Source organism: Eubacterium sp. Marseille-QA0814 (assembly GCF_965119675.1).
In the GTDB taxonomy this organism is placed as follows: Bacteria; Bacillota; Clostridia; order Lachnospirales; family Lachnospiraceae; genus Eubacterium_G.
Genome location: NZ_CBCPMG010000001.1, coordinates 571,529 through 585,900, shown reverse-complemented (window position 1 = coordinate 585,900; position 14,372 = coordinate 571,529). Strand labels below are relative to the sequence as shown.

Below are 14,372 nucleotides of genomic sequence, written 5' to 3'. Positions count from 1 at the left end.
AGGAGTATTTGCGATGGTTTGGCAGAAAATAATTTGCATTGTTATCGGTTATATTTTCGGCTTATTTCAAACAGGTTTTATAATTGGTAAAATGCATAATATAGACATTAGAGAATTTGGCAGTGGCAATTCAGGAACAACGAATGCCATGCGTACACTTGGGAAAAAATATGGTTTTATGACATTTTTTGGCGATGCACTTAAAGCTGTTTTTGCCGTAGGTGTTACATATTTACTTTTTAGAAATTCATGTAATGACAGTTTAATTGCAATTGCCTTATATACAGGGCTTGGGACAATTTTAGGCCATAATTTTCCTTTTTATATGAATTTTAAAGGTGGGAAAGGCATTGCAGCATCATCAGGAGTTATTTTCTCACTTGTCTTTTTTGACTGGAAATTTTTAGCTCTTGGCATAATAACTTTTTTTGTTGCACTTGCTTTAACTAAATATGTTTCGTTTAGTTCATTATGCTTAATGACAGGTTTCTTTTTGGAAATGATAATATTCGGTCAGTTAAACATGGTGCATAACTTAAATCAAAGTGAAAAATTAGAATCGTATATTTTGGTTGGAATCATGATGGTTTTGTCTTATATACGACATAAAGATAATATAAAAAGACTGGCCAATGGAACAGAACGAAAAATTGGTCAGAAAAAGGAGGCGTAATATGTCAAAAGTTACAGTATTAGGCGGTGGTGGTTGGGCCATTGCTCTTGCAAAAATATTATATGGAAACGGACATAATGTAACAATATGGTCTGCATTGCAGAAAGAAGTAGATTTATTAAGCAAAGATAGAGAAAATAAAATAAGTTTGCCTGGAATAAAAATTCCAGAAGATATTATAATTACAAATAATATTGAAGAAGCTGTTAAGAATTCTGAATTAATCGTTATGGCAGTTGCTTCATCATTTGTGAGAAGTACATCTAAATTATTAAAAGATATTATACCTGACGGTCAGATAATTGTTGATGTTGCAAAAGGAATTGAAGATAAGACTTTTGATACAATGACAGAAATTATGGAAGAAGAATTACCAACATGCGAGGCTGTTGTACTTTCAGGTCCAAGCCATGCTGAAGAGGTAGGACGTAACATACCTACAGTTGTAGTTATTGGTGCTAAGAAGAAAGAAGTAGCACAGAAAGTTCAGACAATGTTTGCAAATAAATATTTTAGAACATATATAAGTCCTGACAGAAAGAGTATTGAATTAGGTGGCTCTTTAAAGAATGTTATAGCCCTTGCAGCCGGCATAATTGACGGCCTTGGTTTTGGTGATAATACAGAGGCTGCTTTAATTACAAGAGGTATCAAGGAAATTACAGCTCTTGGTGTTAAAATGGGTGGTCATTCAAGAACTTTCAATGGCCTATCAGGAATTGGAGACTTAATTGTAACATGCAACAGTAAGCACTCAAGAAACAGAAGAGCCGGTGTCCTTATTGGCAAAGGCTACACATTAGATGAGGCTGTTAAAGAAGTAAAAATGGTTGTTGAAGGTGCAGTTTCAGCTAAAGCCGCTTTAGAACTTGCAAAAAAATATAATGTGGACATGCCTATAGTAGAAGCTGTAAATGAAGTCCTTTTTGACAACAAACCTGCTGAAGAAGCAATGTGGGAATTAATGGAGCGTGAACAGACAAACGAATTTCATGATTTAGAATGGAGATAAATTAATATAATATAACATATATTATATTCAAGGGGAGTTTAATGGATAAGACCAAATTAGATAAGACAAAAAATAAAGGAAAAAAAGGCATTGCAACATTTTTATTTAGTCGAATTTTTATATTTGCCTTAATGATTATCATACAAGTTTTATTTTTTTGGGCAGTTGCCTACAATGCTGTTTTAGATAAAAGCGTTTCTTACGTTGTAACATTGTTACAGGTTTTATCGGTTGTATATATAGTTAGCGATAAATCAGATCCCACAATGAAACTGATATGGGTTATTTTTATCGTTGTAGTTCCGGGATTTGGTGTTTTGATGTATTTGTACACTAAATTGCAACCTGGTTCAATAAAACTTCGAAAAAAAATAGAACATATTGATTTAAAGTCTCAACGATATTTGCAACCTGAACAGCAAATATACAATGATTTACAAATACAGGATAAACAGGTCTCGATGATTGCAAAGTATGTTTATGACTACACCGGTTGTCCTGTTTATAAAAATACTGATGTTACATATTTTAGTTGTGGAGAGGAAAAGTACACAGCCTTAATTGAAGAATTGGAGAATGCCACAGATTTTATTTTTATGGAATATTTTATTATTCAGCAGGGAAAAGTCTGGGACTCAGTTCTTAATATTCTTGAAAGAAAGGCAAAAGAAGGCGTAGAAGTAAGAGTAATGTATGATGGCCTTTGTTCCCTTACAAAGTTACCGGTTGGCTATTATAAGAAACTACGTCAAATGGGCATAAAGTCAAAAACCTTTGCTCCTGCGAGACCTTTTTTTACAACTGAGCAAAACAACAGAGATCATAGAAAGATTCTTGTTATTGACGGTAAAGTTGCTTTTACCGGTGGTATTAATCTGGCAGATGAATATATGAACCTTGTTGAAAAATTCGGTTATTGGAAAGATACTGCGGTTATGTTAAAAGGTGATGCAGTAAAAAGTTATACACTTTTATTCTTACAAATGTGGAATGTAACAGAGCGGACAATTGGAAATTTTGACAGATATTTAGATATAAAAATTCCAAAAATATATGACGATAATGGTTATATAATAGGCTACGGTGATGAGCCGGTTGGAAAAGAAAGAGTTGGTGAATCTGTTTATTTTCATATGATTAATACAGCCAACAGATATCTTCATATTGTCACACCATATTTAATTTTGGATAATGTTATGATGTCTGCGTTAAAATTTGCGGCAAAACGTGGTGTAGATGTAAAAATTGTCATGCCAGGTATACCTGACAAACCATACGCTTATTGTATAGCAAGAACATATTACAGTGAGTTAATCGAAGCTGGTGTGGAAATTTATGAATACACACCCGGTTTTACTCATGCTAAAATGTTTATTAGTGATGATGAAAAAGCAACTGTTGGAACAATTAATTTAGACTATAGAAGTTTATATTTACATTTTGAAAATGGATGCTTTATTTATAAAAATAATGTAATTTATGATATAGAAGCCGACTATGAAAATATGCTTGCTGTATCAAAAAAGGTTTCTTTAATAGAATGTAGAAACAGGCCTTTATGGTATAAAGTATGTGGGAAATTATTAAGACTAATTTCTCCGTTAATGTAAAAAGTAATAAAAAACCTCTCATTGCCATATATTTTAGTATTAATATATGCACTGGGAGGTTTTTATGGATTTTAATGTATATAATGACATTGAAAAAAGAACAAAGGGGGAAATTTACATAGGGGTTGTGGGGCCTGTTAGAACTGGAAAATCAACTTTTATTAAGAATTTTATGGATGTGGCTGTAATGCCAAATATAAAAGATGAAAATGAGGTTAAACGAGCAATGGATGAGCTGCCACAATCGTCAGCCGGTAAAACAATAATGACAACAGAGCCTAAATTTATACCTAATAAAGCGGTGACAATTAATATTGGTAACAAAGCTAATATTAATGTTAGACTAATAGACTGTGTTGGCTTTATGGTTGATGGGGCTACAGGTCACATGGAGGAAGATTCTGAAAGAATGGTAAAAACACCTTGGTTTGAACAGTCAATTCCTTTTTCAAAAGCTGCTGAAATTGGTACAGAGAAAGTAATTTCAGAACACTCAACAATTGGTGTAGTTATAACAAGTGACGGAAGTTTTACTGACTTGAATGTTGAAGACTACAACAAGGCATTAGATAAAACAGTTAATGAGTTAAAAAAAATTAATAAGCCTTTTATTATTCTTGTTAATTCAATGGAGCCTACATCAAAAGAGTGTCTGGAATTGAAAAAAACTATTGAAAGCAAATATGATGTATCAACAATAGCAATAAACTGTCTTAAATTAAACGAAGATGACATTAATAATATTTTAGAAAATATATTATTTGAATTTCCAATTACCGAAATAGTATTTAATGTTCCAAAATGGCTTGAAATAATCAATTTAGACAGTGATCTGATGAAATACATAATAGAATATTCTAAACAGATTTTAGAAAAAATTACTAAAATTAAAGATATAAAAAATTTTATTTTTAGTCCTGACAAAAATTATGTAAAAAACATGTCTGTATCAATGGTTGAGTTATCCAATGGTAAAGTTGTTATGGACTTTTCTGTGGACGAAAGTTCTTATTATGACACATTATCAGAAATTACAGGCAGCAAAATTGAAAATCAGTTGCATCTTATAAGATTTATCAAAGAGCTTGCAGCAAAAAAAACAGGTTATGATAAAGTGAATTCTGCCATAACAAAAGTGAAGGAAACAGGTTATGGAATTGTTATGCCTGACAAGGAAGAAATAGTTTTAGATAGTCCCGAATTAATAAAGAACGGTAGCAATTATGGTGTAAAAATAAAAGCAACAGCACCGTCTATTCATTTTGTAAAAGCGAATATATTAACTGAAATTTCTCCAATTATAGGTAACGAAGAGCAGGCGAAGGATTTAATAGAATTTATAAATGCCAATGAAGAACATGATGATATTTGGGATACAAATATTTTCGGAAAAACAATTGGTCAGATAGTGGAAGAAGGCATTAGCAATAAAATTGATAATTTAACTGAAGATACAAGAGCCAGAATGCAGGGGACTGTTGAAAAAATAACAAATGATCAAAGCAAAGGAGTTATTTGTATTTTGCTTTAAATAACGAAAAGGGGTTATTGTAAAATTTTAACTACTATGATAAAATTGTTATTTGATTGAGCATAAATAATGCTATAGAAGGAGAAGATAAGATTATGAACACATACGAAGAGTTGAAAGCGCGTGGCCTTATAGCACAGGTTACTGATGAAAAATTAATTAGTGATTTAATAAATAAAGGTGAAGCTGTTTTCTATATTGGCTTTGATCCAACAGCAGACAGTCTTCATGTAGGTCATTTTATGGCTTTATGTCTTATGAAGAGACTTCAAATGGCCGGCAATAAACCAATAGCTCTTTTAGGTGGCGGAACTGCAATGATTGGTGACCCATCAGGAAAGACTGATATGAGAAAAATGATGACAAAAGAAACTATTGACCACAACATTGAATGTTTCAAGAAACAGATGAGCAAATTTATCGACTTTTCTGACGGAAAAGCATTAATGGTAAACAATGCAGACTGGTTAATGGATTTAAATTATATTGATGTTTTAAGAGAAGTTGGACCACATTTCAGTGTAAACAGAATGCTTACTGCTGAATGTTACAAGCAGAGAATGGAAAGAGGACTTAGCTTCTTAGAATTCAACTATATGATTATGCAGAGTTATGACTTCTACAAATTATTCCAGGATTATGGTTGTAATCTTCAGTTTGGTGGAGATGACCAGTGGAGTAATATGCTTGGTGGTACAGAACTTATTAGACGTAAATTAGGAAAAGATGCCTCAGCTATGACAATTACATTACTTCTTAACTCAGAAGGTAAGAAGATGGGTAAGACAGTTAGTGGTGCAGTTTGGCTTGATCCTGAAAAAACATCACCATACGAATTCTTCCAGTATTGGAGAAACGTTGATGATGCAGATGTTATTAAATGCTTGAAGATGCTTACATTCCTTCCATTAGAAGAAATTGAAGAAATGGGAAAATGGCAGGGTGCTGAACTTAATAAGGCAAAAGAAATTTTAGGCTATGAATTAACTAAGTTAGTTCATGGTGAAGAAGAAGCTAAAAAAGCATTAGATGCAGCTAAGAATATATTTGCTAAAGGAGGAATTTCAGGTGATATTCCTACAACAACATATGCAAAGGCTGAATTAGAACAGGGAATTGATATTTTAACAATTTTAGTAGATACAAAACTTGCAAAATCAAGAAGTGAAGCAAGAACTTTAGTAAACCAGAACAGTGTTTCTGTTAATGGTGAAAAAGTAAATGCTATAGATAAAACATTAACTACAGCTGATTTTAATGATGAAGGTGTTATCTTAATTAAGAAGGGTAAAAAAGCTTTCCATCAGATTAAAGCTGATTAGTTTAGGAGGAACTTACAATGAAGAAATACGGATTAAATGAATTAAGACAAATGTTCCTTGATTTCTTTGAGTCAAAAGGACATTTAGTAAAAAGCAGTTATTCATTAGTGCCACACAATGATAACAGTTTATTGCTTATTAATGCAGGTATGGCGCCTTTAAAGCCTTATTTTACAGGGCAGGAAGTTCCACCTAGAACAAGAATGGCGACATGTCAGAAATGTATTAGAACAGGCGATATTGAAAATATTGGTAAGACTGCAAGACATGGTACATTCTTTGAAATGCTTGGTAATTTTTCATTTGGAGATTATTTTAAACATGAAGCTATTCATTGGTCTTGGGAATTTTTAACAGAAGTTGTTGGACTTGAAGCTGACAGATTATACCCTTCTGTTTATTTAGAAGATGATGAAGCTTTTGATATTTGGAATAAAGAAATGGGTATTCCAAAAGACAGAATTTTCAAATTCGGTAAAGAAGATAACTTCTGGGAACATGGTGCAGGCCCTTGTGGTCCTTGTTCAGAAATTTATTATGACCGTGGTGAAAAATATGGTTGTGGTAAACCAGATTGTACTGTAGGTTGCGAATGTGACAGATATATTGAAATCTGGAACAACGTATTTACTCAGTTTGAAAATGACGGCAAAGGAAATTATACAACATTAAAGCAGAAGAACATAGATACAGGTATGGGACTTGAAAGACTTGCAACAGTCGTTCAGGATGTTGATTCTATTTTTGATGTTGATACTATTAAAGCTTTACGTGATAAAGTATGCGAAATTTCAGGAAAAGAATATAAGAAAGAATATAAATGGGATGTTTCAATAAGAATCATTACTGATCATATCCGTTCAGCTACATTTATGATTTCTGACGGTATTATGCCATCAAATGAAGGTAGAGGATATGTATTAAGAAGATTAATCAGACGTGCTGCAAGACATGGAAGATTATTAGGTATTGATGGAATGTTCCTTTCAGACCTTTCAAAAACTGTAATTGAAAGTTCTAAAGATGGTTATCCTGAACTTGAAGAAAAGAAAAATATGATCTTCAAAGTATTAACTGAAGAAGAAAATAAATTTAATAAAACAATTGATACAGGTCTTAATATTTTGGCTGAAATGGAAGCAAAAATTTCAGAAGAAGGAAACAAGACTTTATCAGGGGACGATGCCTTTAAGTTATATGATACTTATGGATTCCCACTTGATCTTACAAAAGAAATTCTTGAAGAAAAAGGATTTAGCGTAGATGAAGAAGGTTTCAAAAAAGCTATGGAAGTTCAGAGAGAAAAGGCAAGAAATGCCCGTAAGACAACTAACTACATGGGTGCAGATGAAACAGTATACGAAAGTCTTGATAAGAATTTAACATCAAAGTTTGTTGGATATGACAAATTGGAAAATGAATCAGAAATTACAGCTTTAACAACAGAAAAAGAAGTTGTTCAGGCATTAGCTGAAGGCGATAATGGCACAATTCTTGTAAATGAGACTCCATTTTATGCAACAATGGGCGGTCAGACAGGTGATAAAGGTATTATTGAAACAGCTAACGGAAAATTTAAAGTTGTAGATACAATTAAGCTTCATGGCTCAATGATTGGACATGTTGGATATGTTGCAGAAGGTATGGTAAAGGTTGGAGATAAAGCAGCTCTTAAAGTTTACAGTGCTAACAGAGAAGCAATTGCTAAAAACCATAGTGCAACACATTTATTACAGAAGGCATTAAAACTTGTTTTAGGCGAACATGTTGAGCAGGCAGGTTCTTATGTTGATGCTGAAAGATTAAGATTTGACTTTACACATTTCCAGGCAATGACAAAAGAAGAAATTGCCAAAGTTGAATCTATTGTCAATGAACAGATTGCTAATGGATTAGATGTTGTCACAAAAGAAATGACATTAGAAGAAGCTAAGAAAACAGGTGCTATGGCATTATTTGGAGAAAAATACGGAGATACAGTTAGAGTTGTATCTATGGGAGATTTCTCTATTGAATTATGTGGTGGTACTCATGTTTCAAACACAAAGGAAATTTCATACTTAAAGGTTATTTCTGAAGCCGGTATTTCTGCAGGTGTTAGAAGAATTGAAGCCTTAACAGGAAATGGTTTAATTAAGCATTTTGAAGAAATGGAAAAATTATTAAATGAAGCTGCAAAGGCTGCCAAAAGTGATGCACATAATTTAACAAAGAAGATTCATTCATTAAATGATGAAATCAAATCATTATCAAGTGAAAATGAAAAGTTAAAAGCAAAATTAGCTAACGAATCTGTTGGAGACGCATTAGACAACGTTGTAGAAGTAAAGGGAGTTAAACTTCTTGCTACAAAGGTAGCTGATGTGGATATGAATGGTTTAAGAAATCTTGGTGATCAGTTAAAAGAAAAAATGGGTGGCGGAGTTGTTGTTATTGTTTCAACAACAAATGACAAAGCCAATGTAATTGTTATGGCTGATGATGATGCGATTTCAAAGGGAGCTCATGCCGGAAATATGATTAAAGAAATTGCTAAATGTGTCGGAGGTGGCGGCGGTGGTCGTCCAAACATGGCTCAAGCAGGTGGTAAAAATCCAGCTGGTGCTGATATGGCAATTGAAAAGGCAAAAGAGATTTTGGAAAGCCAGTTATAATTTTGTATTATTTCAAAAATAAGGTTGACGCATTGAAAAAATATGTTATAATATTTAAGGTGTTTTAACACAAATACCTACAGTTTTAGGAATCTATAACTGAAGGGAGGGAAGAACAGATGTCAAGCGTTATCGTAAAAGAAAACGAATCAATCGACAGTGCATTACGTCGATTCAAGAGAAATTGCGCAAAGGCTGGTATTCAGCAGGAGATTCGTAAAAGAGAACATTACGAAAAACCAAGCGTAAAGCGTAAGAAGAAATCAGAAGCTGCTAGAAAGCGCAAATATAATTAATTATAAAAAGTCAGGACTTAAATGGGCAGTCAGAAGTTACCTCAATGGCTTCATTTAGTGCATTCATCACATTTGCTGCTGAAGGACGTTTATCTATTCCATAACTTATTATTTCACCATTGAACATATCCATGAATGGATCTAAATATAGCTTATGCATTGTCATTTTACCTTTAGAATCTACTTCATAGTATTTAAACTCTGTTGTATCAGTTGTAATCTTCTGATGAGGTATATGTGTATTAAATCTTCTTTTGATTCTATTAGGAGCAACAGTTCCAATTCTACCTTTGTAAGAACTATATTTACGGCTCTTCCTCGTAAATGACATCACCTGAAGATTATATTTCTGCATAATGCGTTGAACCTTCTTCTTGTTCACGATATAGCCTTGATTACGGAGTTCACCACACATGCGACGGTAGCCATAATCTTTGTTACGTTTATGTATTTCATGAATCTTTTCTTCTAATTCTATATCTGGATTTTCTCTATCAAATCTTTTTTGCCAATACATATATGTTGCCTTTGGAAAACCAACAACTGCGAGAATGTCTTTTAGTTTGAATTCTCCCCGGAGGCTGTGGACGATTCTCGCTGTTTTTTCAGAAGAGCTTCCTCCTCTAAACGCAGCCTCCTCAGTTCTTTTAAATATGCATACAGATTTGAGAGGGATTATATATTCCTTCACGAAGAGCCAGCTCCTGATATGAGAGTTCACTTGTTAAATATAATTCTACAACAGAAAGCTTCTTTTCAAAAGAGTATTTATCTTGTTTTCGCGAACGCATAAGTCCTTTGTCACCATGAGTTTCATAATTCCGAACCCATTTCTTAATGTTTGACCAGGCAGGTACACCATATCGTTTGGCTAAGTATTCATAGCCACCTTCACCGCTAAGATATGCTTCAACAACCTGCTTTTTGAATTCATAACTGTATTTTGCCATAAAAATACCGACCTCCAATCGTTAGATTTTTAGGTCTAACTTTTGGGGGGCGGTACATTATGTCCTGGCTTTTTTATGTAATAAAATCTTTACCTTTAACATAATCTAATAAATATAAATAATCTGCTTAATACTGCCTAATTAATTCCAAAGGAGCAAACGCCATGTTTAATGTTGATGATAAATACGACCTTCCAAGAGACGTTGTACATAAAGATTCGTTAATAGAAATTATTGGCAGAAATGAATTTGTTGTAGAAAACTATAGATGTTTAAAAGAGATAAAAGATAATGAAATATTAATTATGTGCAAAAAATATAATTTATTAATAAAAGGCGAAAAGTTAAACATAAAATATTACAATAGCGAGTCTATGGTTGTAAGTGGGGTATTAAATGAAATTTCATTTATATAGAATAACAATAAATTCCAAACATATTTACAGATTCTTAAACAATACTAAAGAGATAAAAATAAGAGATATAACTTTCAATCAAAATGGAAATGATTCCCTGGCATCTTTTACAATTAATTCGTCAGATTATAATACTGTTACAGAAATAGCGAAAGATAATAATATAAAAATAATAAATGTTCACGAGTTTGGTTTGTATAAAACAATTACTCATAGTTTTTTTATTAAATTAGCTGCCACATTTGCTATATTTTTTATTTTATTTATAGTTATTTGCACTCAATTTATTTGGAAGATAACAATAAACGGCAACTATTCATATACCCAAAAAGAAATTTTAGATTATGTCAGCTGCCTTAATGTAACAGAAGGGGTTTTGAAAAATAAAGTAAATTGCGAAAATATAGAAAAAAACATCAGAGAAAATTATAATGACATAAGTTGGGTATGTGCTGAAATAAAAGGCACTAATCTTATAATTCACATAAAGGAAAATTATATTACTGAAATTGCAAAAAAAGAAAGCCGTCCTTATAACATTGTTTCCAAATATTCAGGAAAAATTCAATCTATAGTGGTTAGAAAAGGTACGCCATTAGTTAAGAAAAATCAATATGTACATAAAAATCAAATTCTTATTAAGGGTGTAACAGACGTTGCAGATGAATCAGGTCAAAAGCTTTACTCGGTTATTACCGGCTCTGACGGAGATATTTTAGGGAAAATTAAATTTAATTATAATGACCAAATTCCTGTTAAACATAAATATAAAATATATAATTCGTCTAAAACCTATTACATCCCTTTTATAAAAAACTACAGATGGCATATTAAAAGTAAAAAAAATAAAGATATTGAATACAGCGAATCAAAAATAAAATTTTTTGAAAATTATTATTTTCCAATAGGCTTTAGCAAGTATGTAAGCAAAGATTATACAATAAAAACTGCAAATTATTCAAAAAAGCAGGCAGAAAAAGTTTTATCCTCTAAGTTAAACAATAAATTAGCAATATTAGAACAAAAAGGCTACAAAATATTAGCAAAAAATGTTAGAATAGTACGGAAAAAAGAATTTTACCAATATAAGGGTGATGTTATATGCATTTTACCAGTTGGCAAGGTGCAATACATAAAAGATTCAACCTTAAACAAAATAAAACAAGAAAAGGAATCTGTTGAGCAGACAACAGCAGACAGGTAAATTAATGAGTGTAATAGAAAATATTATAGATATTCCTGCAGAATATGAGAAAACTGTATTTGGTCAATTTGATTATAATATTAAGAAGATTGAAAAGACCTTACATGTTACGATTATTTCACGAGATGGAGATTTGAAAATAATCGGTGGTGAAACGGCCACCAAAAGAGCTAAAAGCGTGTTTAACCAATTAATTGAATTGGCAAAAAGAGGAAATGAAATCACAGAACAAAATGTTGATTATGCATTGTCTTTAAGCTTTGAGGAAAAAGAATCTGCAATAGTTGAATTAGATGATAACATTATTTGTAGAACAATAATGGGGAAGCCTATTAAACCCAAAACATTAGGTCAAAAGAAATATGTAGACTTAATAAGAGATAAAATGATAGTTTTTGGTGTAGGGCCTGCCGGTACAGGTAAAACCTATCTGGCAATGGCAATGGCAATTACAGCCTTAAGAAATAATGAAGTAAATAAAATTATTTTAACAAGACCTGCCATTGAAGCCGGTGAGAATTTAGGCTTTTTGCCAGGAGATTTACAAAGCAAGGTTGATCCCTATTTGCGCCCGTTATATGATGCCCTTTATCAGATTATGGGAGCCGAAAGTTTTATTTCTAATTCAGAAAAAGGAATTATTGAAGTTGCACCACTTGCTTACATGCGTGGTAGAACTTTAGATAATGCTTTCATAATACTTGACGAAGCTCAAAATACAACACCTGCTCAGATGAAAATGTTCTTAACCAGAATAGGTTTCGGTTCAAAGGTTATAGTTACCGGTGATAGAACCCAGAAGGATTTACCAAGAGATGTTGTATCAGGTTTGGATATAGCACTTAAAGTTTTGTCGAAAGTGGATGATATTGGCTTTGCCTTTTTAGATAACAACGATGTTGTCAGACATCCTTTAGTTCAAAAAATTGTCAAGGCATACGAAGAATATGAAAATAGAAAATCATCATATTCAAAAAATAAAACAAATGGCAAAACTAAGGATAAATAAAAAAGATTGGCAAAAAAATAATTAAAAACTCGTACAGAGTTAATTAATAATGTTAATTCAATCAGATAATAAAAAAGGAAAAAACATGAATATATATATTGAAAATCAATACAAAAATAATATTGACATTGATTACGAAAATTTAATTAATATGGTTGTATCAGAAGCTATTGATTATGTAAAATGTCCCTACGAATGTGAGGTGAATGTTACTATAGTTGACAACGATGAAATACATGAAATAAACAACAGTCAACGAAATATTGACAGACCTACAGATGTTTTATCATTTCCAATGCTGGAATATGATAAACCAGGTGATTTTGATAAATTCGGAAATGATTTATATGCTTTTGATCCTGACACAGGAGAACTTACATTAGGAGATATTGTGATTTCCTACGACAAAGTGATTTCTCAGGCAGAAGAGTATAATCATTCTGTTAAAAGAGAGTTTGCTTTTTTAGTGGCACATAGTATGCTTCATTTATTTGGCTATGACCATATTGATGATAACGAAAGAATGGAAATGGAACGAAAGCAAAAAGAAATTTTAAATAATTTAGGAATAACAAGGGAGTAATTATGAAGAGAAACAAAATCATAGCTATAACAATTTTAGTTGCAGTAATAATAGTTGGTGTTATTCTTGCAGTTGTGTTTGGTAGTGCCAAAAAGCAGACAAATACGCCTACAACAACACCTGAACAGACAACAGTTACTGAAACAACTACAGCAGATCCAAATGCAGGCAAGGTAATCAGTAAATTAACAGGAGAGTATGTTAAGAAATCTATTGCCAATAAAAGACCTGTTGCTTTAATGTATAACAACATTATTAACGCAATTCCACATTCAGGACTTTATAATGCAGATGTATGTTATGAAGCACCGGTAGAAGGCTCAATTACAAGAATTATGGGCATTTTTGAAAATTATTCAAAACTCAAGAAAATGGGTTCGGTTAGAAGCTGCAGAATATATTATTGTGCCTTTGCAAATGAGTGGGATGCTATTTACAGTCACTTTGGACAGTCAAAATATGCACTTGATTATTTAAAAAGTGGTTCAATTGACAAAGTAGGTTCACTAAATGCTGAGTCAGCTTTTTATCGTACATCAGACAGAGTTGCCCCTCATAACTGTTTTACATCAGGAAAAGGACTTGATTCTGCAATTAAAAAGTTTAAATATAGAACTTCATACAAGAAAAAATATACATCTCATTTCAACTTTGCAAAAAGTGGAAGCAAGATTGCTTTAGACAGTAAAAAAACAGCTAAAAAAGTTGAAATTGGTTATAGAATAAATCATACATATTTTGTATATAACAAAAAAGACGGTCAATATTACAGATATCAATATAACCAGAAGCATATTGATGATCAGAACAAGAAGCAGTTACATTGTTCTAACATTATTGTTCAGTTTGTAAACTATACATTATATCCTGATAATAAGAGCTTGGATATTACTCTAACAGGCAAGGGTAGTGGCTGGTTTATTACAAATGGCAAAGCCGAAAAAATTACCTGGTCAAAAGATAAAAAAATGACAGGCAGAACAAAATACCTTGATAAGAATGGAAAAGAAATAACATTAAACACAGGTAAGACATGGATATGCGTTGTGGGAAATGATGACAAAGCTAATTTTAAAATTTCAAAATAAACAACCAAATATAACAAGACAATA

General features: G+C 32.1%; 14 protein-coding genes. 12 read left to right on the top strand and 2 right to left on the bottom strand.

What is annotated here, in order from left to right:
* Positions 1-13: 13 nt before the first annotated feature.
* From plsY to rpsU, 7 genes are all read left to right on the top strand, one after another.
* Positions 14-673 carry a glycerol-3-phosphate 1-O-acyltransferase PlsY gene (gene plsY / locus ACQY63_RS02695; protein ID WP_022166078.1) on the top strand — a complete coding sequence of 220 codons (660 nt, stop codon included), beginning with the start codon at positions 14-16 and terminating at the stop codon, positions 671-673.
* 1 nt (position 674) lies between these two features.
* A complete protein-coding gene (locus ACQY63_RS02690; RefSeq protein WP_022166079.1) occupies positions 675-1,685 on the top strand; it encodes an NAD(P)H-dependent glycerol-3-phosphate dehydrogenase in 1,011 nt (336 codons plus the stop codon).
* Positions 1,686-1,726: 41 nt separating this feature from the next.
* Complete coding sequence (cls, locus tag ACQY63_RS02685; RefSeq protein WP_302689656.1) at positions 1,727-3,295, top strand: cardiolipin synthase; 1,569 nt, start codon at positions 1,727-1,729, stop codon at positions 3,293-3,295.
* 64 nt (positions 3,296-3,359) lie between these two features.
* A complete protein-coding gene (spoIVA, locus tag ACQY63_RS02680; RefSeq protein WP_428244674.1) occupies positions 3,360-4,826 on the top strand; it encodes a stage IV sporulation protein A in 1,467 nt (488 codons plus the stop codon).
* A 95-nt stretch (positions 4,827-4,921) separates the two neighbouring features.
* Complete coding sequence (gene tyrS, locus ACQY63_RS02675) at positions 4,922-6,148, top strand: tyrosine--tRNA ligase (protein WP_022166083.1); 1,227 nt, start codon at positions 4,922-4,924, stop codon at positions 6,146-6,148.
* 17 nt (positions 6,149-6,165) lie between these two features.
* Positions 6,166-8,802, top strand: a complete 2,637-nt coding sequence (alaS, locus tag ACQY63_RS02670) for an alanine--tRNA ligase (protein ID WP_428244673.1) — start codon at positions 6,166-6,168, stop codon at positions 8,800-8,802.
* A gap of 119 nt (positions 8,803-8,921) precedes the next feature.
* Entirely contained in the window at positions 8,922-9,098 is a 177-nt protein-coding gene (gene rpsU / locus ACQY63_RS02665; RefSeq protein ID WP_005362674.1) for a 30S ribosomal protein S21, read from the top strand.
* 10 nt (positions 9,099-9,108) lie between these two features.
* Here rpsU and ACQY63_RS02660 read toward each other — a convergent pair whose 3' ends face one another.
* Positions 9,109-9,615 carry a transposase gene (locus ACQY63_RS02660; protein ID WP_428244672.1) on the bottom strand — a complete coding sequence of 169 codons (507 nt, stop codon included), beginning with the start codon at positions 9,613-9,615 and terminating at the stop codon, positions 9,109-9,111.
* Between the two features lie 130 nt (positions 9,616-9,745).
* Positions 9,746-10,048 carry a transposase gene (locus ACQY63_RS02655; protein WP_428244671.1) on the bottom strand — a complete coding sequence of 101 codons (303 nt, stop codon included), beginning with the start codon at positions 10,046-10,048 and terminating at the stop codon, positions 9,746-9,748.
* A gap of 164 nt (positions 10,049-10,212) precedes the next feature.
* Between ACQY63_RS02655 and ACQY63_RS02650 the strand changes: the two genes are divergently transcribed.
* The 5 genes from ACQY63_RS02650 (at position 10,213) to ACQY63_RS02630 (ending at position 14,348) form a co-directional block, all read left to right on the top strand.
* Positions 10,213-10,464, top strand: a complete 252-nt coding sequence (locus ACQY63_RS02650; RefSeq protein ID WP_022166085.1) for a YabP/YqfC family sporulation protein — start codon at positions 10,213-10,215, stop codon at positions 10,462-10,464.
* On the top strand, positions 10,445-11,668 hold the full coding sequence (locus ACQY63_RS02645) for a sporulation protein YqfD (protein WP_302689652.1): 1,224 nt from the start codon (positions 10,445-10,447) through the stop codon (positions 11,666-11,668). The genes ACQY63_RS02650 and ACQY63_RS02645 overlap by 20 nt, the downstream gene beginning before the upstream one ends.
* A gap of 4 nt (positions 11,669-11,672) precedes the next feature.
* Positions 11,673-12,677 carry a PhoH family protein gene (locus ACQY63_RS02640; RefSeq protein WP_302689674.1) on the top strand — a complete coding sequence of 335 codons (1,005 nt, stop codon included), beginning with the start codon at positions 11,673-11,675 and terminating at the stop codon, positions 12,675-12,677.
* Positions 12,678-12,762: 85 nt separating this feature from the next.
* A complete protein-coding gene (gene ybeY, locus ACQY63_RS02635) occupies positions 12,763-13,260 on the top strand; it encodes an rRNA maturation RNase YbeY (RefSeq protein ID WP_412622142.1) in 498 nt (165 codons plus the stop codon).
* A gap of 2 nt (positions 13,261-13,262) precedes the next feature.
* Positions 13,263-14,348 carry a DUF3048 domain-containing protein gene (locus ACQY63_RS02630; RefSeq protein ID WP_022166089.1) on the top strand — a complete coding sequence of 362 codons (1,086 nt, stop codon included), beginning with the start codon at positions 13,263-13,265 and terminating at the stop codon, positions 14,346-14,348.
* Positions 14,349-14,372 lie beyond the last annotated feature (24 nt).

Bases quoted from the DNA above. Each gene is read 5' to 3' on its own strand.
- plsY (WP_022166078.1), top strand. From the start codon at position 14: ATGGTTTGGCAGAAAATAATTTGCATTGTTATCGGTTATATTTTCGGC.
- ACQY63_RS02690 (WP_022166079.1), top strand. From the start codon at position 675: ATGTCAAAAGTTACAGTATTAGGCGGTGGTGGTTGGGCCATTGCTCTT.
- cls (WP_302689656.1), top strand. From the start codon at position 1,727: ATGGATAAGACCAAATTAGATAAGACAAAAAATAAAGGAAAAAAAGGC.
- spoIVA (WP_428244674.1), top strand. From the start codon at position 3,360: ATGGATTTTAATGTATATAATGACATTGAAAAAAGAACAAAGGGGGAA.
- tyrS (WP_022166083.1), top strand. From the start codon at position 4,922: ATGAACACATACGAAGAGTTGAAAGCGCGTGGCCTTATAGCACAGGTT.
- alaS (WP_428244673.1), top strand. From the start codon at position 6,166: ATGAAGAAATACGGATTAAATGAATTAAGACAAATGTTCCTTGATTTC.
- rpsU (WP_005362674.1), top strand. From the start codon at position 8,922: ATGTCAAGCGTTATCGTAAAAGAAAACGAATCAATCGACAGTGCATTA.
- ACQY63_RS02660 (WP_428244672.1), bottom strand. From the start codon at position 9,615: ATGTATTGGCAAAAAAGATTTGATAGAGAAAATCCAGATATAGAATTA.
- ACQY63_RS02655 (WP_428244671.1), bottom strand. From the start codon at position 10,048: ATGGCAAAATACAGTTATGAATTCAAAAAGCAGGTTGTTGAAGCATAT.
- ACQY63_RS02650 (WP_022166085.1), top strand. From the start codon at position 10,213: ATGTTTAATGTTGATGATAAATACGACCTTCCAAGAGACGTTGTACAT.
- ACQY63_RS02645 (WP_302689652.1), top strand. From the start codon at position 10,445: ATGAAATTTCATTTATATAGAATAACAATAAATTCCAAACATATTTAC.
- ACQY63_RS02640 (WP_302689674.1), top strand. From the start codon at position 11,673: ATGAGTGTAATAGAAAATATTATAGATATTCCTGCAGAATATGAGAAA.
- ybeY (WP_412622142.1), top strand. From the start codon at position 12,763: ATGAATATATATATTGAAAATCAATACAAAAATAATATTGACATTGAT.
- ACQY63_RS02630 (WP_022166089.1), top strand. From the start codon at position 13,263: ATGAAGAGAAACAAAATCATAGCTATAACAATTTTAGTTGCAGTAATA.